The organism is Shewanella sp. NKUCC05_KAH (assembly GCF_019345585.1).
Classification (GTDB): Bacteria; Pseudomonadota; Gammaproteobacteria; order Enterobacterales; family Shewanellaceae; genus Shewanella; species Shewanella oncorhynchi.
In genome coordinates this window covers 113,824-130,645 of sequence record NZ_JAHKQZ010000018.1, presented here as the reverse complement: position 1 = coordinate 130,645, position 16,822 = coordinate 113,824, and the positions used below count along the sequence as shown (strand labels likewise).

24 protein-coding genes and 1 pseudogene are annotated in these 16,822 nt (G+C 44.1%); 21 read left to right on the top strand and 4 right to left on the bottom strand.

Annotated features, from left to right (window positions below; genetic code table 11):
• The 3 genes and pseudogenes from KO533_RS16590 to KO533_RS16580 all read left to right on the top strand — a co-directional run.
• Positions 1–199, top strand: a pseudogene (locus KO533_RS16590) (hypothetical protein); the annotation flags it as partial.
• Positions 196–1,977 (top strand): hypothetical protein, encoded by a 1,782-nt coding sequence (locus KO533_RS16585; protein ID WP_219255219.1) that lies wholly within the window; start codon positions 196–198, stop codon positions 1,975–1,977. The pseudogene KO533_RS16590 and the gene KO533_RS16585, both read left to right, overlap by 4 nt.
• Before the next feature lie 70 nt (positions 1,978–2,047).
• On the top strand, positions 2,048–2,215 hold the full coding sequence (locus KO533_RS16580) for a hypothetical protein (protein ID WP_251073473.1): 168 nt from the start codon (positions 2,048–2,050) through the stop codon (positions 2,213–2,215).
• Here KO533_RS16580 and KO533_RS16575 read toward each other — a convergent pair.
• On the bottom strand, positions 2,212–2,442 hold the full coding sequence (locus KO533_RS16575) for a hypothetical protein (RefSeq protein ID WP_219255217.1): 231 nt from the start codon (positions 2,440–2,442) through the stop codon (positions 2,212–2,214). The genes KO533_RS16580 and KO533_RS16575 overlap by 4 nt on opposite strands.
• Before the next feature lie 104 nt (positions 2,443–2,546).
• A complete protein-coding gene (locus KO533_RS16570; protein ID WP_219255215.1) occupies positions 2,547–3,608 on the bottom strand; it encodes a site-specific integrase in 1,062 nt (353 codons plus the stop codon).
• A 675-nt stretch (positions 3,609–4,283) separates the two neighbouring features.
• Here KO533_RS16570 and KO533_RS16565 point away from each other — a divergent pair.
• The 6 genes from KO533_RS16565 (at position 4,284) to KO533_RS16540 (ending at position 8,272) form a co-directional block, all read left to right on the top strand.
• Positions 4,284–4,481, top strand: coding sequence for a hypothetical protein (locus KO533_RS16565; protein ID WP_219255213.1), 198 nt, complete (start codon positions 4,284–4,286; stop codon positions 4,479–4,481).
• A 3-nt stretch (positions 4,482–4,484) separates the two neighbouring features.
• Positions 4,485–4,943 (top strand): type II toxin-antitoxin system YhaV family toxin, encoded by a 459-nt coding sequence (locus tag KO533_RS16560; protein ID WP_219255211.1) that lies wholly within the window; start codon positions 4,485–4,487, stop codon positions 4,941–4,943.
• A gap of 494 nt (positions 4,944–5,437) precedes the next feature.
• Positions 5,438–5,656 carry a hypothetical protein gene (locus KO533_RS16555; RefSeq protein ID WP_219255209.1) on the top strand — a complete coding sequence of 73 codons (219 nt, stop codon included), beginning with the start codon at positions 5,438–5,440 and terminating at the stop codon, positions 5,654–5,656.
• Complete coding sequence (locus KO533_RS16550) at positions 5,619–6,026, top strand: DUF2750 domain-containing protein (RefSeq protein WP_219255208.1); 408 nt, start codon at positions 5,619–5,621, stop codon at positions 6,024–6,026. The genes KO533_RS16555 and KO533_RS16550 overlap by 38 nt, the downstream gene beginning before the upstream one ends.
• An 88-nt stretch (positions 6,027–6,114) precedes the next feature.
• Entirely contained in the window at positions 6,115–6,954 is an 840-nt protein-coding gene (locus tag KO533_RS16545) for a hypothetical protein (protein ID WP_219255206.1), read from the top strand.
• Positions 6,955–7,312: 358 nt separating this feature from the next.
• Positions 7,313–8,272 carry a hypothetical protein gene (locus KO533_RS16540; RefSeq protein WP_219255204.1) on the top strand — a complete coding sequence of 320 codons (960 nt, stop codon included), beginning with the start codon at positions 7,313–7,315 and terminating at the stop codon, positions 8,270–8,272.
• Positions 8,273–8,517: 245 nt separating this feature from the next.
• Here the strand turns inward: KO533_RS16540 and KO533_RS16530 are convergent, their stop codons facing one another.
• The gene (locus KO533_RS16530) at positions 8,518–8,727 is read right to left on the bottom strand and encodes a hypothetical protein (protein ID WP_219255202.1); all 210 of its coding nucleotides are present in this window, start codon (positions 8,725–8,727) and stop codon (positions 8,518–8,520) included.
• A 42-nt stretch (positions 8,728–8,769) separates the two neighbouring features.
• Positions 8,770–9,384: a S24 family peptidase gene (locus KO533_RS16525; RefSeq protein ID WP_219255200.1), complete on the bottom strand. Its 615-nt coding sequence runs from the start codon at positions 9,382–9,384 to the stop codon at positions 8,770–8,772.
• 175 nt (positions 9,385–9,559) lie between these two features.
• On the opposite strand from KO533_RS16525, the gene KO533_RS16520 reads away from it, so the two are divergent.
• From KO533_RS16520 to KO533_RS16465, 12 genes are all read left to right on the top strand, one after another.
• Positions 9,560–9,784, top strand: a complete 225-nt coding sequence (locus KO533_RS16520) for a YdaS family helix-turn-helix protein (RefSeq protein WP_219255198.1) — start codon at positions 9,560–9,562, stop codon at positions 9,782–9,784.
• Positions 9,781–10,044: a pyocin activator PrtN family protein gene (locus tag KO533_RS16515; protein WP_219255196.1), complete on the top strand. Its 264-nt coding sequence runs from the start codon at positions 9,781–9,783 to the stop codon at positions 10,042–10,044. Before KO533_RS16520 ends, KO533_RS16515 begins: the two co-directional genes overlap by 4 nt.
• A gap of 49 nt (positions 10,045–10,093) precedes the next feature.
• Positions 10,094–10,291 carry a hypothetical protein gene (locus KO533_RS16510; protein ID WP_014358053.1) on the top strand — a complete coding sequence of 66 codons (198 nt, stop codon included), beginning with the start codon at positions 10,094–10,096 and terminating at the stop codon, positions 10,289–10,291.
• 37 nt (positions 10,292–10,328) lie between these two features.
• The gene (locus tag KO533_RS16505) at positions 10,329–10,688 is read left to right on the top strand and encodes a hypothetical protein (RefSeq protein WP_219255195.1); all 360 of its coding nucleotides are present in this window, start codon (positions 10,329–10,331) and stop codon (positions 10,686–10,688) included.
• 8 nt (positions 10,689–10,696) lie between these two features.
• Positions 10,697–10,936: a hypothetical protein gene (locus KO533_RS16500; protein WP_219255193.1), complete on the top strand. Its 240-nt coding sequence runs from the start codon at positions 10,697–10,699 to the stop codon at positions 10,934–10,936.
• A 2-nt stretch (positions 10,937–10,938) separates the two neighbouring features.
• Positions 10,939–11,208 (top strand): hypothetical protein, encoded by a 270-nt coding sequence (locus KO533_RS16495; RefSeq protein ID WP_219255190.1) that lies wholly within the window; start codon positions 10,939–10,941, stop codon positions 11,206–11,208.
• On the top strand, positions 11,205–11,432 hold the full coding sequence (locus tag KO533_RS16490) for a hypothetical protein (RefSeq protein WP_219255188.1): 228 nt from the start codon (positions 11,205–11,207) through the stop codon (positions 11,430–11,432). The genes KO533_RS16495 and KO533_RS16490 overlap by 4 nt, the downstream gene beginning before the upstream one ends.
• 376 nt (positions 11,433–11,808) lie before the next feature.
• Positions 11,809–14,085 carry a replication endonuclease gene (locus KO533_RS16485; protein ID WP_219255186.1) on the top strand — a complete coding sequence of 759 codons (2,277 nt, stop codon included), beginning with the start codon at positions 11,809–11,811 and terminating at the stop codon, positions 14,083–14,085.
• Positions 14,082–14,372 carry an adhesin biosynthesis transcription regulatory family protein gene (locus KO533_RS16480; RefSeq protein WP_219255184.1) on the top strand — a complete coding sequence of 97 codons (291 nt, stop codon included), beginning with the start codon at positions 14,082–14,084 and terminating at the stop codon, positions 14,370–14,372. Before KO533_RS16485 ends, KO533_RS16480 begins: the two co-directional genes overlap by 4 nt.
• Before the next feature lie 603 nt (positions 14,373–14,975).
• The gene (locus tag KO533_RS16475) at positions 14,976–15,662 is read left to right on the top strand and encodes a hypothetical protein (RefSeq protein ID WP_219255182.1); all 687 of its coding nucleotides are present in this window, start codon (positions 14,976–14,978) and stop codon (positions 15,660–15,662) included.
• A 122-nt stretch (positions 15,663–15,784) separates the two neighbouring features.
• Positions 15,785–16,003, top strand: coding sequence for a hypothetical protein (locus KO533_RS16470; RefSeq protein WP_219255180.1), 219 nt, complete (start codon positions 15,785–15,787; stop codon positions 16,001–16,003).
• Positions 16,004–16,141: 138 nt separating this feature from the next.
• Entirely contained in the window at positions 16,142–16,552 is a 411-nt protein-coding gene (locus tag KO533_RS16465; protein WP_219255178.1) for a hypothetical protein, read from the top strand.
• The last annotated feature ends 270 nt before the right edge of the window (positions 16,553–16,822 follow it).

Sequence of the window (16,822 nt, the reverse complement as noted above, 5' to 3'; positions counted from 1 at the left end):
TCGCTTAACATGCGAAATTTATTATGTTTTTAATTGCAATCAAGTGAAGAATGTCAAATTAATAATGCCATTGGAACATACAACAAACAATGAGTTATTGGTCGGCATACTTGATGATGACCGCAACTATAACGCTAAATTATTAGATGGTCGGCAAGCCGATTTAATTAATGGCAATCAAGTGACGATTCGCCCATGACAGCCATTGTTATCAATTTTGATAAGACATGGATTGCCTCAGCCTCACCTATTGTCATTAGCTTTACCGATGAACCCACGCCAGAGATACCAGAGGTACCCATTAGCCAAGGTACCATTGGTATAATGTGCGGCATAGGCATTGCGATTGCGCCGAGTGTTGCACAGCAGCTAACCATTAAAGAAGCCACCCAAAGCCATGCCACACAGTTAACGTCACAATGGCAAGTTGGCCATGTGACGCAAATCGTGACGGCCAAGTGGCAAGCTAAGGCATTACTGGGTATTACCGCCTCAGTGGTTTGGCGCTGGAATAACCTTGTGCCATGTAAAGCTGATTTGCTTTGGTTGGTGCCACAGTTACATGGTACGCAAGCCAATAGCCTATGGCTATCGCCAGAATCCGTGCCATCACGGGTTGAAATGCTATGGCGGCAACCAGAGGCTACCACGCAGATTATCACGCTGGCTTTACTAAAGAGGGCGCTAGTCGCGACTGAGGTTAAGCTTGCCCACTCGAATATTCGTGCTGCAGGCGATATGAAAGGAATAGCATGGGGGCCACATGCGGCGCGGTGGGTGTGTTCGAGCAAGTATCGACCACCCAAAGGCAAGATCACCATTAACTTTAGTGAGCCTTGGGTAAATGCAGCCAGCCCGATTGTGCTCAACTTTACCCCTTCACCCAATGTTTGTTACTGGGACGATGGCGGAGGCCTGATAGGTACTAATCCATCTTTACCTAATATCGATTTTAAAATCCCGATTGAACCACAAATCCGCAGGTACTACTTAATGCAGCCAACGATCACATGCGTGCGAGTATCAGACAGTTTACCGATTGTGATCACCAGTGTGAGCATTAGCCAAAGCCGTGGACAGTGGGCGAGGTCGGTTAGCCTTGAGTTCTCAAGCCGTATCGATGCGCAGCGCGCCCACAATGAGCTGCTGCTGATCACCATCAACGGTTATGAGTTTTATGCCATTGCCGAGCAGCCAAGCGTCAGCAAAGCCTTTGGGATTGAAACCCACAGCAGCACAGGCCGATCACGCGCCGCTGAGTTGTCATCGCCTTATCGTTTGCCTATCAGCTACACCAACACCGTCTTGCGTAGCCTTGGCGGTATTATCAGTGATCTGTTGCAAAACACAGGCTGGACTGCAGAGCTAAGTGGGATACCAGATTTTAGCGTCCCTGCAGGCGCGTTCAGCGTGGGTAACAAGTCACCGATCGACGCGATTAATGAAGCAGCGAGCCAATTGGGCTGCATGATCTTAGCTGATGATACCACCCGTAAATTGACTATCATTCCCCGCTGGCCAACCGTGCCGTGGGAAATGGCAACAGCGGTACCGGACCTAACAGTGCACGATGCCGTGATCACCAATTACAGCGAATCAGTCTCCCGTAATCCGCTGTGTGATGTGGTTTGGTTGCGGGGTGAACAACAGGGGATTAGCGCCAAGGTGAAACGCACTGGCAGCGCTGGCAATGTTCCCGCAGCTGATATTAGCGCTCAGTTGATCGTAGATAACCAAGCGGCGCGCATCGCTGGCACCAATGCGCTGGCAGATACAGGCGACAAGCTCAACGTCACGCTATCCTTGCCCGTCATGGTTGATTTGCCACCCGCAACGCCTGGCATGTTGATTGGTATCCGCGAAGCCGCCGAAGTATTTAAAGGAACGTGTGATAGTTGGAGTATTCGCGCCAGCGTCAGTGATCGCGGTGATATCGATATCGAACAATCCATTACAGTGATCCGCTCAATCGCGTAACCCTGCTAACAGTCAGCGAGGCACCATGCTTAAACAACTTCAAACAGCGTTAGTATTGCCACGGATGATCATGACTGTAGCTGCTGTAAACGCCGATGGCACTGTCACCGCAAGCAGTGCCAGCGGTCACACTATCCGCGCTATTGGATCAGGAACGGTTGGGGATCACATCTACGTACAAGACGGCAGGGTGCTAGGAACAGCACCCGACTTGCCATTTGTGGAGATAGAGGTTTAGACGCCTAAATTGGATTGCTTCATTCCTATGTATTGTCGCGTTGGTGTTTCACTTGGAAGCTTATTTTTAGACCAAGCATTAAAAGCTACTACACCATATCGTTTAGATACCTGCTTTTTAGCCGCGTACAAACTAATTGGGCAACCAATTTTATTGATAGTATCCATTAGTTTTTTTTCATCAAATTCTTCAGGTAATGATTCTAAAACCTTTTCAAAGTTGTTCATGGTAGATCCTCTGGATATGAGTTCGGATTTATCATTTCATAAACAAGGGTGAAAGTAAATTTTTCATTACAAACAATTACTTAGTTGTATTGTTGACAGGTTGGTTAATCTTTAAACTTATCATGCAACCGCTTCGGGAATAGCTCTGTATACACTTGCCATAGTGTATTAATGTTCCTATGGCCCGTCACCTGAGCCACTTCATCAATGCTATAGCCCTTCTCAAATAGCCGACTGGCACCTTCACGCCTTAGGTCGTGATAGCGTAAATCTTCAATTCCCAATTCATTGCGCACCCGCTGAAACCCTGCAGTAACGCTGCGCTCATTGTAGGGGAAAATCCGCGCATCATTCCTAGGCTGCTTTTGCAGTATCTCCCAAGCCCCACCTAGCATAGGCACCAACATGTGGTTGCCTGCTTTTTTACGCGGGTCCTTACGGTCACGAACGATCACGGCCTTTTGTGCCTCATCTACATCGTCCCATGTTATCCGGCACACTTCACCAATACGCATGCAACTCAGTATCGAGAAATCCAGCAAATCAATATAAGGGATGTGTGCAGCCCGTTGATCTGCTCTTTCAAGCAAGCCTATTTTCAACTTCTCAATTTCAATTGATGTTGGCCTGCGCGAGCGGCGTTCTGACTTGCCGATAAGGTTTTGGCTATGTAAAGTCTCATAAGCTTCGATCACAGGTATTTCTGAAGAAGCATAGCCATAGTTTGGCTTAGCCATTTTCAAGCACCAACGTAAATAGCTGACATCATGATTCACAGTAGATGGCCCTGCACCAGCTTCGCGTCTTAATTTACAATGCTCAACAATGTGATGTGATTTGATATCAGCAATATGCAACTTACCAATATCGCTATCAGCCAACATATTAAGCACATAAAGCTTAGTGCGGCCTAAGCTGATATGCGGATCATCAACATACTTAGCGATTAATGCCTGCAGTGTTATGCCATCAGCCAATGGAACAGGCACACCGCCAGACTCTAGTTTGGCAACTTCTTGCTTCGCCCACGCCTCAGCCGCCGCTTGCTTTGTAAAAGTCTGGTGATCGCTGTAAACTATCTTACCTTTCTTCTTCACCCTAACAGTGCATTTGTAGCGTGTAGTTCCATCAGCGCGAGTTCTAGGATCAATTACATAGAACGCCATTTTGGGTACCCAGTCCTATAATTTTGGATACCTCTCAGGATACCTGACAACGTTAAAATGTGCAAAAATGCGTAAAAATTAGCAAAAATATCAAATTTTCGGATTATAATGAATTTAGATAAAACCCAGCAGCACCAAGGTTTAGCGCCTAAAACCCTCGATAGAACCTTTTCCATTGCCCCCATGTTGGATTGGACTGATTTTATTGTTTTCAGCGGGCTGTAAGCTAGTATGGGAGCCATGTGGGGGATTGGGGATTTATTGAGTTGTTAATGGGGCCCCGTTAAACGCTTGGTGCTCCACGGTGTATAAAGTTGTTATTTCACATGTTAAACATTGCGATCAGCCACGCTGTTTACCATTGTCAATATCCCGCCGAATTCATTCAGTGAGTAACCAGCGGTATCAAGGGGGGCTATTTTGCCCCCTAAAGCCATTAATCCGCAGAATGTTCACTTGAGTGGCGCAGAAATCTTAGCATCAGGGTTTAGGGCAACTACGACAGGTATTAGGTAAGACCACTCGGGGCAACTCGCCGCCATTCAAGACGATTGAATTGACCTTTTTGGCATTATTGGTTATATTGACAGCATTGTCACAAGCTGACCAAGGCAAGACAAACTGCTCGTTTCAACCACAATTTAGCCTGTTTGTTTTACGCCACATGGCGAGGATATGATGAAAAACACCATTATCAATTTAGATGAAGCGAGAAAAGAAAGACAAGCTGAAAAGCAGTTTTTAACTTTGCTTGCAGACGATATTGATGCCGGCAATGTAAAAGTTATCCCTAGCACTGTGTTTGATCGTATAGCTGCGATAAAACACAAAGCGCTTGTTGCAAGACAAAACAATGAATTAATTGAGATGTAATTCATGAATTGGGTAAAGCTTTGGCACCCTATTTATGAAGAAAAATATCTAGCGTTATTAACCTTAGTAGAACGCGAAATAGAACACTCCCCTGAACACTTTTACGAATCAAAAATTTATAAGTTTTTTGAGTGCGTAACTGACTGCATGGAAAACCGCATTTTCATCGACCCTACGTTGCCAGAGTTCGTTATAGGTAACACGTTGGGCAAAGAACATCGAGATTGGCGCAGAGCAAAAAAAGGCATGCCTAATCGCTATCGGTTGTTTTTTAAGTATGCCACCGTTAATGAACACATCGTCTTAGCATGGTTTAATGATGAAAACACCTTGCGTAAAGCCGGTAGCAAAACAGATGTTTACGAAGTGTTTAAAAAAATGCTCTCGCGGGGTGAGATACCTAGTGATATGCAAGAACTCATCACTGCATCATCAGCCACAAAGATACAAAAAATAACTTAGCAGCAAATGAATGTAAGCAGTAAGCCGCGTCTAATTAGAACGCGGCTTTTTTGTCGCTAAAAATTAATTGAGTCATATACACCACGCCAAGTAGCTTCCCATTCATAAATACTGAGCAACTCGCCAGTTGTCCCTCAAGGTGATAAGTCCACAAATATTTTCAAGCTTAAATGTCCGTGTCACTTCTTCCGTTCTGATACTGTATCGCTGAAATCAAGGAAGATTGTAAAATTTTTGCGCGTTTACACGTATGTTAAATTATATATTATGTTAATTATCAATAAGTTAGTTTTTTATGGTTTGAGATAATAGGTTTTGGGAAACGCGCATGCGCGTTTTTCCAGATGGTGTATTTGATAAAAAGCTGATAAGTTCCTTTTATTACAAGTAATTAACAGTGCGCGTTTTTACTGGTCTAATGAGGTAAACAGCGCAGCGCATAAATACTAAGACGTTATAGCTTTTAATTAACTTCTGTTAAATATCGGAGTTTTATGGATTTATTTAAAGCAGCAAGACAAGAGTTAAAGGTAGCTGATGCAGCAATCGAGCGTATGAAGATTGCTAGTAACTTTGATGACTTTGATTCTGAGTGGCGACTTTACCTGAACGCTATTGAAAAAGTCTTTGTAAAGGTAGAAAGAGCCGCGCAACCGTATCGAAACAAGTTAGTATATGACAACATCATCATTACACGCATCTGCCTTTTATAAGGAAGTCTCAAAAAGTAAAGAGCTTTGGTCAATCCGTGATTCTGGAGGAATACCATCGCCTAACAATCTAGATGGAGTTAGGGTAATGCCATTCTGGTCGTCTAGATCTCGTGCAGAGAAATTAATTAAAAATGTAGAGGCCTACAGAGGGTTTGAGCCATTTTCTGTACCTTTATCTGAGTTTAGTTCTCGTTGGGTTACTGGTTTAATCAAGGATCAATCGCTTGTAGGTCTTAATTGGTCTGGGTTGAAAGCAACTGGCTTTGACGTAGCGCCTAGGGAAGTTCTTATTAATTTAGAGTACTTAACTACTAAAAATAGGAATTCTATTTTTAAAGTAATTACTGCATGTTTTCGCGGTAAAAAATAATTTTACAAGTGGTACAAGCCGTTCGCTTCGCTCACTCGGGACCGGCTAAAGCCGGCCCCTTAACCAAAAATTATGAGAAGGCAAAACTATGAGCATTAAACAGCAGGTTGAGGACGCGATATTTTTAGCGGAACATGGAAGGTATCTTGGTGCGCTAACCAATTTAATGCTTGCTGTTGCGGCCTCTTCAAGAAAAACCTTTCCTAAAGATACAACTAAATCAATAAAAGACCCGAAAAAAATGATGGGAGATGGCGAAGCTTTCACTCTATTTCTAGGTGGTCGGATAAGGAAAATTCTGTTTGGCGATTTTGGTGGCCCAGAGATTGGCAATAGCGGTATCTGGGTGAACTTTAAAGGTAAACAGCTTGATGTGGCTTATATTCTCTACAAATACTACAGATGTGAGCTCGTCCATGAAGGTGAGTTACCTGAAGACATAGAGTTTACTCCTCCAGCTAACGACAGAAACATTGGAATATCTAACGGTGGTGTCAGCGTTTCGATCAGTGCTGGTAACACTATGAATCTTGACTATGGCTGGATAGGTCTTCTAGTGAATGCGGTCACTCATGCGAGGTGCAATGGAGAGTTGTTTGGTATTGAGCATTTTGATTTGGTTGCCGTTGATGGTGTTAGCGAAAAAGATCACTGTGACTCAATTGTCAAAAAATATGACATCACTCCGGGTCGTTACCAAATCCTAAAGGAGGCAACGTGGCATATAACGCCAACTAGCGTCGTTGGCGACAACGATGACGTGTTGATAAAAAAGTTTAGCGCTCTTGTAGAAAAGAATATTATCAATGGTGGTGCAATAACAGGCCTATCTAGTCATCAACTGTCGGATCGAGCAGGGAAACTTCTCCCCAAAGGGTTGGAGATTATTAGAGAGATAGGAAAGGTGTACCAAATTGTTCCAGCTTAACCTCATAACAATTGGCTGTTGTCGGACGCTCCTACGCTGCGCTCCGGCAAGCCGCAAAGCCAGGCGTTAAGTGTCCGAAGATTCAGAATTTAGAGTTTGGTTCGCCAAACTGAAAAAGACTTGGGAGTATGGATTACCGTAAGTATCGAGGCCGATGTGTCGCTCGAAATAGAACTATCAACTGCACCTTTGGTAACTTTGGAACAGGAGAAAGCCGATATGAAGAGCAATAGTAATAGCAATATTATGAAAAACGTAAAAAGTGGAATCGTGGCGTTACTGGGGTGCCTGGTGGTAGATTCTATTTCGAGCGAGTCACAGGCCAAAAATACTGCTGTAGTCTACCCGGGAGCGCGCCATGGGGGTTCGATTCCCCCGAACCCCACCACACTTAACAAGGCTAGGCACAGCGACGGCTTTTCCGTTGCGGCTTCGCCTTCACTACAAAGCCGCACGTGCTAGCGGCGTTAGGGTTCAAATGCAAAATTACTGGGCACCATCAAGAATCATCGGCCTTTTCAGTATTGCCTTTATTATCTTGGCGGCAACTACAAGCTATGTAGGTACAAACAGTCCAATATTAATACTGAACGAGAACCAAGTTCTTTATCTATTTTCAACCTCCGCACAAGTGCTAGCTGGGGTCTATGGCTTAACTCTCACAGGCTTCATATTCTTCCGCAATGAACTTAGTCGTGAAGAGCTTGAGGATGAAACATTAGTCGAGGCTGTAGAAAGCCTTAAAACCAGGTACTTCACTTTACTAATATTTGTAACCCTATCTTCCGTTGTTACACTGTTACTCTCAAACTTGGCCATATCATACGAGAGCACAGGAACATCGCTTAGCACTATAATTATAAACTCGGCACAGTCCGCCTTTGTGACCACCTTACTGGCTGTCACCTATTTCATTTTTGAAGTCATATCACCTAAACGAATTGAAAGAGAAAGCAGGAAGCTTCAGAGTCAGGTAGACCCTGAAAGAGAGGAAACAAACAAAGGAAGCCTCGAAGAGTTCTTGAAGAACTACAATCAAATTGAAGAAATCATTGCCAAGTATGGTTCAATATACCAAACAACATCTTCAATGGAGTATGCCAGTAGACCTCGCCGGCACATTTCTAATGCAAAATTATCCGAGATGCTCTACCGAAACGAGAAAATTAGCGAGTCACTATATGGTGAAATTAGGGCTTTAATAACTCTTCGCAACTCGATAATTCATGGTGCAGAACCGGTTGTTAGCGAGCACATTGTGATTAACTCCTCCACTATTTTGAGCGAACTGCGTAAAGCACTGGATCTAGGTAATTGACCCCTAACAACTGGTTCAAGTCGTTCGCTTCACTCTCTCGGGACCGGCTAAAGCCGGCCCCTTAACCAAACGTTAATCCATTGAAATTTTAATCCATTCTCCACCTGCACCTCGGGATCCACATCAACCAAATCGCCCGGTTTAAAATCGGGCGATTTGCTCTCGCCTTCCACCCTCGCAATAAACGAGCGCTTACTGCATTTTATCGGGCAGGGTAAAGCTCTATATCGAGGGGAGAGGGCTATTTACTTTTTAGGTAAGCGTCCGCCGCTGGCTAAGCACTCTTTGATTGTTTCGTATGGGTTATAGTTTTTAGTGCGTTTATAAGAGCGACTGGATTTATCGTGGCAAATATCATTCTTGCTCTTTTTTACATTGGGTTCACTGGCATCTTCATTGGCGAAGGTGGCGGGGGCAAATAAACACAATATTAAGCAAGCTAATATCCATCTCATCGATTAATTCCTTTTAATTACTACTCACTATTTAAAAAATCATTACAGCGCTTTGCCTGTGAATACCACTTTGCCGACGATGGTGCAGTTACCATTGATTTCGACAAATTTATTTGGCCAGTCGGGGTTTAGGGCTTTGAGGTATTTTTTATTGCCATCGATGATCAGCTGCTTGAAGGTGGCTTGGTTTTCATCATCCAGGCGCGCCACTACGTAACTGCCGTTCTCCACCTGTGCGTCGGGGTCGACATAAATCAAATCGCCTGATTTAAAATCGGGCAGCATGCTCTCGCCTTCCACCCTCACAATAAACGATCTTTTGCTGCATTTGATTGGGCAGGGGTAAAGCTCTACATCCAGTGGCGCCACTTCGTGAATATCTGTCCACACACCTGCCTGCACCATGCTTATCAGTGGTAAATAGTGACCAGCATTGGCGACCACGGTCGCGTTATCCATGTCACCCACACCAAAACGCAAAAACTCTGGCGTCGTCTGTAAGGCTTTCGCTAGCGCCTCAATATTTCGAGGATTTTTAGTATCGCCACGCTCTAATTTTTGAATTGATGTTTGCGCAGTGCTTACTAGGTCAGCTAGCTCATATTGAGTCATTCCTAATGCCTTGCGCAGCCTTTTTACCCTTTCTGCAATATCCATATAAAAATTCGTGACCTCGATAACCTTAAGTAATTTAAAACAGAGTATCACAACCTTTTGTTATCTGAGTCAAATAGCTAATGGTTATTAAGAATGCTTACCAAAAGTAATCTTTTATATTGACGATGGGTTAAAGTGATCATAAGATGACTTTAAGTTATCCGGAGGGGTTTTTATGTCACATATCGAAGCTGCAGTAAAAATAATCGGCGGCCAAACCAAGACTGCGAGGCAATTTAACATTCGTCAGACGCATGTTTGGAAATGGATCCATGTCAACAAACAAGCCCCAGCTAAGTACATCAAGCGCATTGCTGCGTTGACCAATCACGAGATCACAGTTGAGCAGTTACTGGCCGACCATGAACAGAATCATAAAGCCAAGGGAATGCAGCAATGAATATGGCCTTTGCATTACTGGCGCGTTTTGAGTCGCCAGTGGTGGCACTTAAGGATATTAGTGACGAGTTTTTAGGGTTAACCCCTAAAACCGCAGAGCAAAAGGCCAAGGCGCAAGATTTGCCCTTTCCTACTTTCAAATTACGTGACTCGGAGCGTTCACCGTCGCTAGTGAATGTGAAGGATTTGGCGGCGTACATGGACAGCCAATATGCGTTATCGCGTAAAGACTGGGACACGATTCAGCAAGCCAAGCGCTAACGCAGCAGCTAATACAACTGCTTATAGGCACGGCAACGCAGGAGGATTTATGAGTTATCGGCAAATAAAAGGCACCACGATTGAAGTACCAGATTGGGTACAAGTACCGGCTTTTGCAGAGTTTAGTGAAGCAAAGTTGGAGAAGAGCCGGCGCGCGATTGCGTATCTACGCAGTAAGTATTTTGGGAATGGAGTTGGTAAACGAAAAACCAGAGTAGCAGAAAAAACAAAGCCACAACCGCTGTAACGGTTATGGCCGATATCACTTAATGAGGACACACCAAATGATGGCAAGAAGCATAGCAGTAACTTCCCCTTTAATTCAAGCACCCGCCCTAATTTTGTCGGCGCTGACCACAGCGCAGGAGGCTAATGCCTTTATGAACCAATTTAATTTTGACCTTAACAATCATTACCACAGCAGCATGCGCCGGCTAATGGTGGATGTGCATACCCGCCATGGTGATGCGCTCGCGGATGCAAACCCTATTAGTGCTGCACGTTATCGCGGTATGGCGGCAGGGCTTGAACGCGTTGCGTTATTGGTGCTGGGCGATTCCTTTCTATACCACGCGTGTAGCGAGCTGGGCGATGAGCTTGAGCGGCTGCATGAACAAATGATGGCTGAGCCTAACGCTGAGTAGGGGGAAGTATGAAATTAGCCAATGTCGATTTATCAGAAATCAGAGTTGTCTCGCTTTATGTGATCACCTGTTTCATGTGTGAAAAACAACTCCATCTAGCCGCGAGTGAAATTGATGCCAGTGTCGGTGATGCAGCAGCAATGGCAGCATCACAGGGGTGGCATAGCTACGAAACCAGCGATGAAAGCTGTTCTGTTGCCTGCCCAAGCTGCATTAAAGAAGCGCAGGAAAACGAAGGGGAGGATTAGGCATGTGTACGTTAGCAGCAGCAGAACGAATGTTAGCCACTGGCAAGTTTTACAGTGCCGGTACGTTAGCCGCCGATTTAGGTATTTCGGCCGCGAGTGCGTCGGGTAAGTTATCGAACATTCGCTCTTCAAAAAAATATCAGTGCGTGGTGACGCCTTTGCCCAATCGCAAGGTCAAGGTCGTAGCCATTAACGGTAAGTCTGTTTCTAAACAATCGATGTGGGATTTAGTGCTGTTCAAACGGCCATTACCGCAGGGAGTGCACGCATGAGGCAGCAGAGCCAAATACTCGCCGAACTCGGCTCAGCACCGCGGCCTGTTTTTAATGGTCGCCACCCAGCAGGTTTGCGCAGTGACGGTTTGCCTTATGCCAGCCGCTGCAAAGTGAGTGATGCAAAACGTGCGGAACGCGCGCGGACTCGCCGTATTGAAGATATGGCGTTAGCCAAAGAACTGGGCATTAGCCTAGAAGAATTACAGGGCGGTGCTCTATGAATGATCATCAAGCCGACACTGAATTTAGTCGTCCCACTCACTCTAAAAATGGTGGCTGAGTCATGGCTAGAAAGTCCCATTCGTTTGCGCATTTACTCAGGCACTTTCGTTCCCGTCGAGAAGACCTGCTGACTCTGTTTAGGCAACATCACGAGGACCCAACCGAGTTGAGTTTAATCAGATTAGCCGAGGTATTTGGCGCGCTTGATTGCCTTTACTGGCAGTCGCTTGGCTGTGGTGAAGTGTTGCTGGCTAAAAAAATCGCTAGAACGATTAAGGAGCCGTTCGAGAGCACTTTAGGTGCAGCGTGTCACGTTTCAACCGTTACTTCACATAGCAACTTCAGTAAGACAACGAGTGAGAGCTGTAACCCTCAATGAGCGCGCGCACCACTTCTAATCAACTTCCTTTCAAGCGGCGTTTGCAGCATTTGCCAACGCCGCTTGCTGATGACGTACTGGCAGCATTTGCTGTTGCAGCTGAGCGCTTGCCTGCCGCACCGGTGGACTTGTGGGAGGATGAGGTTTTTGGCGTGCGGGAAAAGATTGATACCACTCGCTTGTATCAGCCTATTTTCGATAAGCCAGCAGAGCGTTTTACCGCGGCAAAAGGGTTTGAAATACTTGCGCCGCTGTCATTCCATGTGCGCAATAAAGTACAAAATACCTATCAGCAACGTGTTAATCGCGGTGGCATTGCTGCTGGTTCGGCATATTTACGTGAAACCATTAAAAAGTTAACAGTGGTTTGGCATAAGTACCCATTTTTTAAAATATCGGGCATGAAGTTTGTTAAGCAACCAGAGCCTGTTGAGCAAGATGATGTTGTTGATAAGGATGAGATTGAAAACAGATTATTAGCTAAAGCTTCGCCCTTCAGCGCTTTTAGGTTATTGCGCCATCGCAAGTCAACTGAACTAAAAAAGGCTTCAGCAATCATTGCGGATACTTGCATGCAGCAGGTTAAAGAGATTGCTGCTAGTGCAGACAAGGATGCTGCTTATTTTGATGCCTATGACGCTGCCGCCAAAATATGCCAAACATGGGGTGTTATTCCACCCTACTGGAACGCAGTAAAACGTGATCATATCGAAGATGCTGCCGAGTGCGCCATATTGCGCATGACTTGTGCAAAGTGGTGGGGCAGGCAGTTGCTAAAGTTGCGTGACCAATGCTGTGAGCATTTATGTATTGTTGTCGGCTTAGTTAATCAACACACGCCTTTTGTGAGTGACGAGTGCTTTAGCGAGTGGACCTCGCAGCAACGTACTGCGATGCAATGGCTTGAAAGCACAATGATTGAAAACGAAGCGGGGGTGATATTGCCGCTGATTGAAGCGGCGATGGCCGGTAATGCGAACCCTTCTAACCGCTTAGTTGAGTTAATTGTGCGTGCTCGTGGCTTAGATGAAATGGCTGAAGAGTCGGGCAAAATTGGCTTTATGGTCACGCTTACTTGCCCAAGTAAGTTTCACATGAAATCCCACAAATGGGATTTGAACAACGCCAAAACCGCCCAGCAATATCTGGTAAACGTGTTTGCTAAAATCCGCGCTGCATTAAGTTACCGCAATATTCCCTTTACCGGCTGCCGCGTCACTGAGCCGCACAAAGATTCAACCCCGCACTGGCATATGCTGTGTATGGTCAAGCCTGAGCATGAGCTGGCAGTAAAAGCCATTATCAAAAAATACGCCTATGAAGTTGACGGCGACGAGCCAGGTGCAAAAGAGCACCGCTTATTAATCGAAGCGATTGATAAGCAAAAGGGTTGCGCCGTGGGTTACATCATTAAGTACCTTTCCAAAAACATCATGGGCGAGCACATGCAAGGCGAGCTAGACCTTGAGACGGGCAAGCCTGTTAATGAGGTTGCGCCACGCGCCACAGCTTGGGCTAACCGCCATCGGATCCGCCAGTTTCAATTTTACGGCACATCATCAGTGCAGGTTTGGCGTGAGCTACGCCGGCTAAAAGTTGGGCCGCAATCGCCAGAGATTGAGGCTGCTAAAGCTGCTGCGTGCAACTCGGACTGGAAAGCTTTTGAATATGCGATGAAAAACGCCCAGCTATCACTCAATTATGAAGTCACGCCGCAAGGCAATGAGTACGGTGAGGTGACTAAGCGGGTGCAAGGTATTAGCGGCATTGCCTTTGGCGAAAAGCGCTTAATTATCACCCGTGGCGAGCGCTGGAAACTGCGCAAGGCAAACGATGATGAACTGGAGGCATACAAGATTTTAAAGCAGCGCCGCAAAGACTTATTCACCGTTAATCGTGCCATGAATGCTGAAAGCCGGCTTTCAAGAAAAGAACTCAAAGACGCTATGCCGAAGTGGAGCATGGCGCTGTTGCCGTTGCCTTTTGGCTCTCCTTGGACTTGTAGGAATAACTGTACAGACCCTGTTTTGGAGGAGGTTGATAGCCGAATTATCAGGCACCTTGCGCAGGTGGGTATTACTGACCCTGCCAACATTGAACGGTTATTGTTCGATGGTTGTCGAGTGATGGATGCCGACGGCGGGGAATGGTGGGTTGATGATGGCCATCTGCGGAACGAACCGTATCGATATCGTGAAATTAGGGATCTTCCGCTCGATGAACTCGTCTCAGAAATGCAGTCGTGGGAAAAAACTATGGAGTATTCAGCATGAAAACACTGATCCAAGGTTGTGAAAGTGCCGAACAGTTTGAGGTATTGCTTAAGCTAACAGGCATCAGCAGCGAAGATAAAAAAAATGCGCTGCGCGCTCACTTAGTTGGAGGTCTACCAGCTAAGCGCGCGTATGCCCGCTTTCATGTTACCCAGCAGCATTTTAGCCAGGCATTAATACTGCTAAACAAAAAAGCAGACTTGGCCATGCAGTATGCGGCGTTACAAAAAAGCAAAGATGAGCAGAACTTTAACGAGCTGCGACAGCGAATCATTGAAGCAAAGTAAGCTGGCGGATATCGGCTGCAATTGACTGAAGACCTTCGGAATCCGCCAATTTATGACCCAGAATTCAGATAATAAAAACCACACTAGATAAGTAGTGTAAAAATTGAGATATAAATAAATTGGATTAGCCTGAACTCAACTTGTTAATACTCAAATCTCGATGTAATCAGATCCGGCAGGTTACTTTAACTCACTTTAGCTCCAAAGCTTCTTAGCACTCGTTTAGTGAATCGAAAACTGACGAACGAGTTGCTCTACATAATCTCATCTATTTATCAAATGTTTGGCTCCCGTAAAGTGACTAACAATGTATGGTTATACAGTCGTATTCAAATTTAGATGCTTTTAAGTGTTTTTTAACTCATTAGTTTGCGCGTTTTTTCAGCCTAAAATTAACAAAACCCTTTAAAATCATTTGTATATACTTTTCCACAATTAGTTAATAGGTTTGGAAAATGCGCATGCGCGTTTTTCCGGATGGTGTATTTGATAAAAAGCTGATAAGTTCTTTGCATACAGGTAGTTAACTGTGCGCTTTTTCACTGGTCTAATGAGGTAAGCGCGCATGTGCACTAATATATTGTTAGGTACTAAGGATTATAAATGAAAGAGTTAGCTGTTCTAGCTAGTAAAAAATTAGAAGACGTTGAAAAGTTTTTCGCTTCTTATCAATCTGCTATTTTTTTTCATTCGTCTGAACATATAGCAGCAGGATTACCACCACATTTGGCAAAAAACATCCATGGAAACATGCCCCTTAGAATTTTAGACCGAGCTCCAACTGGATATGAAAAAGAACCGATCCCAGCGATTGAATTTAATCAAGGTGAAATGAAAAAGTATATGCTTGAAGAGGGAGGGCAAAAAATATTTGAGTTCTCTGTACAACTAATGTATTCAAACTTTGAGCATTTCATAAGAGAGGCTTTGGTTGCTCACAATCCTGAACGGTATAGTGGAAAAATTGTTTATTTTGGCAAAGAGAAATTAGAAGAGCTTGGGATTAATATCCCAGATGAAGTTGTATCCAACATTATTATTATTAGAGAAACTAGAAACTGTTTAGTACACAACTCCGGTGTATGGGATGATAAATCCGCGAGAAAGTTATCTAAGGCAATAAATGGTGTTGAAAATAATGAATTTCAGTTGGCAATTGGTTCATCTTCTGGGGAAATTTATAAGACTCCTGTTGGTGTCAGTATAAATACGGCGCTAAATCAGACAGCCAACATAAAATGGATGACGGCTGTACTGCAAATTTTCTATTCCGAAGTAGCACGTACCTAACAAATTGTTGCACGCGGACACGATGCAGTTGTCGAGGTTTTTGCTAAAAGAAAAGGCAGCAAAAACAGCACCAGCTTGCTCACCGGCGAATAAAGCGTTATATGGTTTCAGTGGGAACATCTATGCAAGCGGTTTTTAAACGGTTAATTAATTTAATAAGTATTATTGCTATTTTAGCTTTGGCATTATTTATTGTCATGATGGTTTCTGGATCTGTTTCTAATTGGGTCGTTTTCACAGAAGCAAATTTGATCCCACTAGCATTAGTTTTCATCTGTATTGTTGTAATTAACTATGTGGCTTTCGGTAAAATAACTATATGGCATAAGAGTATAAAATAACCATATAAAAAGTTACTCAAACGGACGCTGAACAGTTGGCTAGCACTCGTTCCTCGTACATTTTAGCCAGCAATTTCGCGCCGCTTAGTAAGGCGTTAGCTTTCTTTATACTCTAAAAAAATATATTAAGGAGTCTATGTGACTTTAGAAGAATTAGGATTTAGTAATCACGATTTGTTTTTGTTTATTATTTGCCCTATTTTAGGCGGATTAGTAGGCTTATTTAAAGGAGCTTCAAAAATAAATCCTCTTGATGGAGATGCACCTAAAGTAGGCGAAAGTGGAAAAACGTCATTAAAACAAGCAGACTGGGTAATGGGTTGGTGCATTTGGGGAGCATTAAGTGGCTTGTTGATAGCGTGTTTATTTTTAGGAGCTATTAAACCCGATCCAGGGTCATTAGGACGAGTTATGGCATTAGCTATGTTTGCTGGTTATTTAGGCCCACAACTGTGGAGTAAGCAGGAAAAAACAATGTTAAATTTAATAGATAAAAAGCTTAAAAATGTTGAATTAAATGAAAGGGACAACGACAAAAACGAAAGCTAACAAGAAAATAAACAAGGGCAAGTAACAGTTGTCTACGCTTCGCTACACAATTTTAGCCAACCATTACTTAACCTGTTATTTAGGTGTTAAATCCATAAATTATATAATCTGTGACGCATGTTGAAAGGCGCATCATAATTCACTTCTGTTCAACAAATGTTTTTATAAGTGATCGCGCGGCAGTATTATCGAACAGCAAATCTTTAAATTATCGAAAAAAATGCCAGAAATTTTAATGGATCGGGTGTGATCGCTAAATGATCGCTATCG

What these genes read in the sequence shown, in the direction of transcription:
- KO533_RS16585 (WP_219255219.1), top strand. Translation starts at nt 196, where the DNA reads ATGACAGCCATTGTTATCAATTTTGATAAGACATGGATTGCCTCAGCC.
- KO533_RS16580 (WP_251073473.1), top strand. Translation starts at nt 2,048, where the DNA reads ATGACTGTAGCTGCTGTAAACGCCGATGGCACTGTCACCGCAAGCAGT.
- KO533_RS16575 (WP_219255217.1), bottom strand. Translation starts at nt 2,442, where the DNA reads ATGAACAACTTTGAAAAGGTTTTAGAATCATTACCTGAAGAATTTGAT.
- KO533_RS16570 (WP_219255215.1), bottom strand. Translation starts at nt 3,608, where the DNA reads ATGGCGTTCTATGTAATTGATCCTAGAACTCGCGCTGATGGAACTACA.
- KO533_RS16565 (WP_219255213.1), top strand. Translation starts at nt 4,284, where the DNA reads ATGATGAAAAACACCATTATCAATTTAGATGAAGCGAGAAAAGAAAGA.
- KO533_RS16560 (WP_219255211.1), top strand. Translation starts at nt 4,485, where the DNA reads ATGAATTGGGTAAAGCTTTGGCACCCTATTTATGAAGAAAAATATCTA.
- KO533_RS16555 (WP_219255209.1), top strand. Translation starts at nt 5,438, where the DNA reads ATGGATTTATTTAAAGCAGCAAGACAAGAGTTAAAGGTAGCTGATGCA.
- KO533_RS16550 (WP_219255208.1), top strand. Translation starts at nt 5,619, where the DNA reads ATGACAACATCATCATTACACGCATCTGCCTTTTATAAGGAAGTCTCA.
- KO533_RS16545 (WP_219255206.1), top strand. Translation starts at nt 6,115, where the DNA reads ATGAGCATTAAACAGCAGGTTGAGGACGCGATATTTTTAGCGGAACAT.
- KO533_RS16540 (WP_219255204.1), top strand. Translation starts at nt 7,313, where the DNA reads ATGGGGGTTCGATTCCCCCGAACCCCACCACACTTAACAAGGCTAGGC.
- KO533_RS16530 (WP_219255202.1), bottom strand. Translation starts at nt 8,727, where the DNA reads ATGAGATGGATATTAGCTTGCTTAATATTGTGTTTATTTGCCCCCGCC.
- KO533_RS16525 (WP_219255200.1), bottom strand. Translation starts at nt 9,384, where the DNA reads ATGGATATTGCAGAAAGGGTAAAAAGGCTGCGCAAGGCATTAGGAATG.
- KO533_RS16520 (WP_219255198.1), top strand. Translation starts at nt 9,560, where the DNA reads ATGTCACATATCGAAGCTGCAGTAAAAATAATCGGCGGCCAAACCAAG.
- KO533_RS16515 (WP_219255196.1), top strand. Translation starts at nt 9,781, where the DNA reads ATGAATATGGCCTTTGCATTACTGGCGCGTTTTGAGTCGCCAGTGGTG.
- KO533_RS16510 (WP_014358053.1), top strand. Translation starts at nt 10,094, where the DNA reads ATGAGTTATCGGCAAATAAAAGGCACCACGATTGAAGTACCAGATTGG.
- KO533_RS16505 (WP_219255195.1), top strand. Translation starts at nt 10,329, where the DNA reads ATGATGGCAAGAAGCATAGCAGTAACTTCCCCTTTAATTCAAGCACCC.
- KO533_RS16500 (WP_219255193.1), top strand. Translation starts at nt 10,697, where the DNA reads ATGAAATTAGCCAATGTCGATTTATCAGAAATCAGAGTTGTCTCGCTT.
- KO533_RS16495 (WP_219255190.1), top strand. Translation starts at nt 10,939, where the DNA reads ATGTGTACGTTAGCAGCAGCAGAACGAATGTTAGCCACTGGCAAGTTT.
- KO533_RS16490 (WP_219255188.1), top strand. Translation starts at nt 11,205, where the DNA reads ATGAGGCAGCAGAGCCAAATACTCGCCGAACTCGGCTCAGCACCGCGG.
- KO533_RS16485 (WP_219255186.1), top strand. Translation starts at nt 11,809, where the DNA reads ATGAGCGCGCGCACCACTTCTAATCAACTTCCTTTCAAGCGGCGTTTG.
- KO533_RS16480 (WP_219255184.1), top strand. Translation starts at nt 14,082, where the DNA reads ATGAAAACACTGATCCAAGGTTGTGAAAGTGCCGAACAGTTTGAGGTA.
- KO533_RS16475 (WP_219255182.1), top strand. Translation starts at nt 14,976, where the DNA reads ATGAAAGAGTTAGCTGTTCTAGCTAGTAAAAAATTAGAAGACGTTGAA.
- KO533_RS16470 (WP_219255180.1), top strand. Translation starts at nt 15,785, where the DNA reads ATGCAAGCGGTTTTTAAACGGTTAATTAATTTAATAAGTATTATTGCT.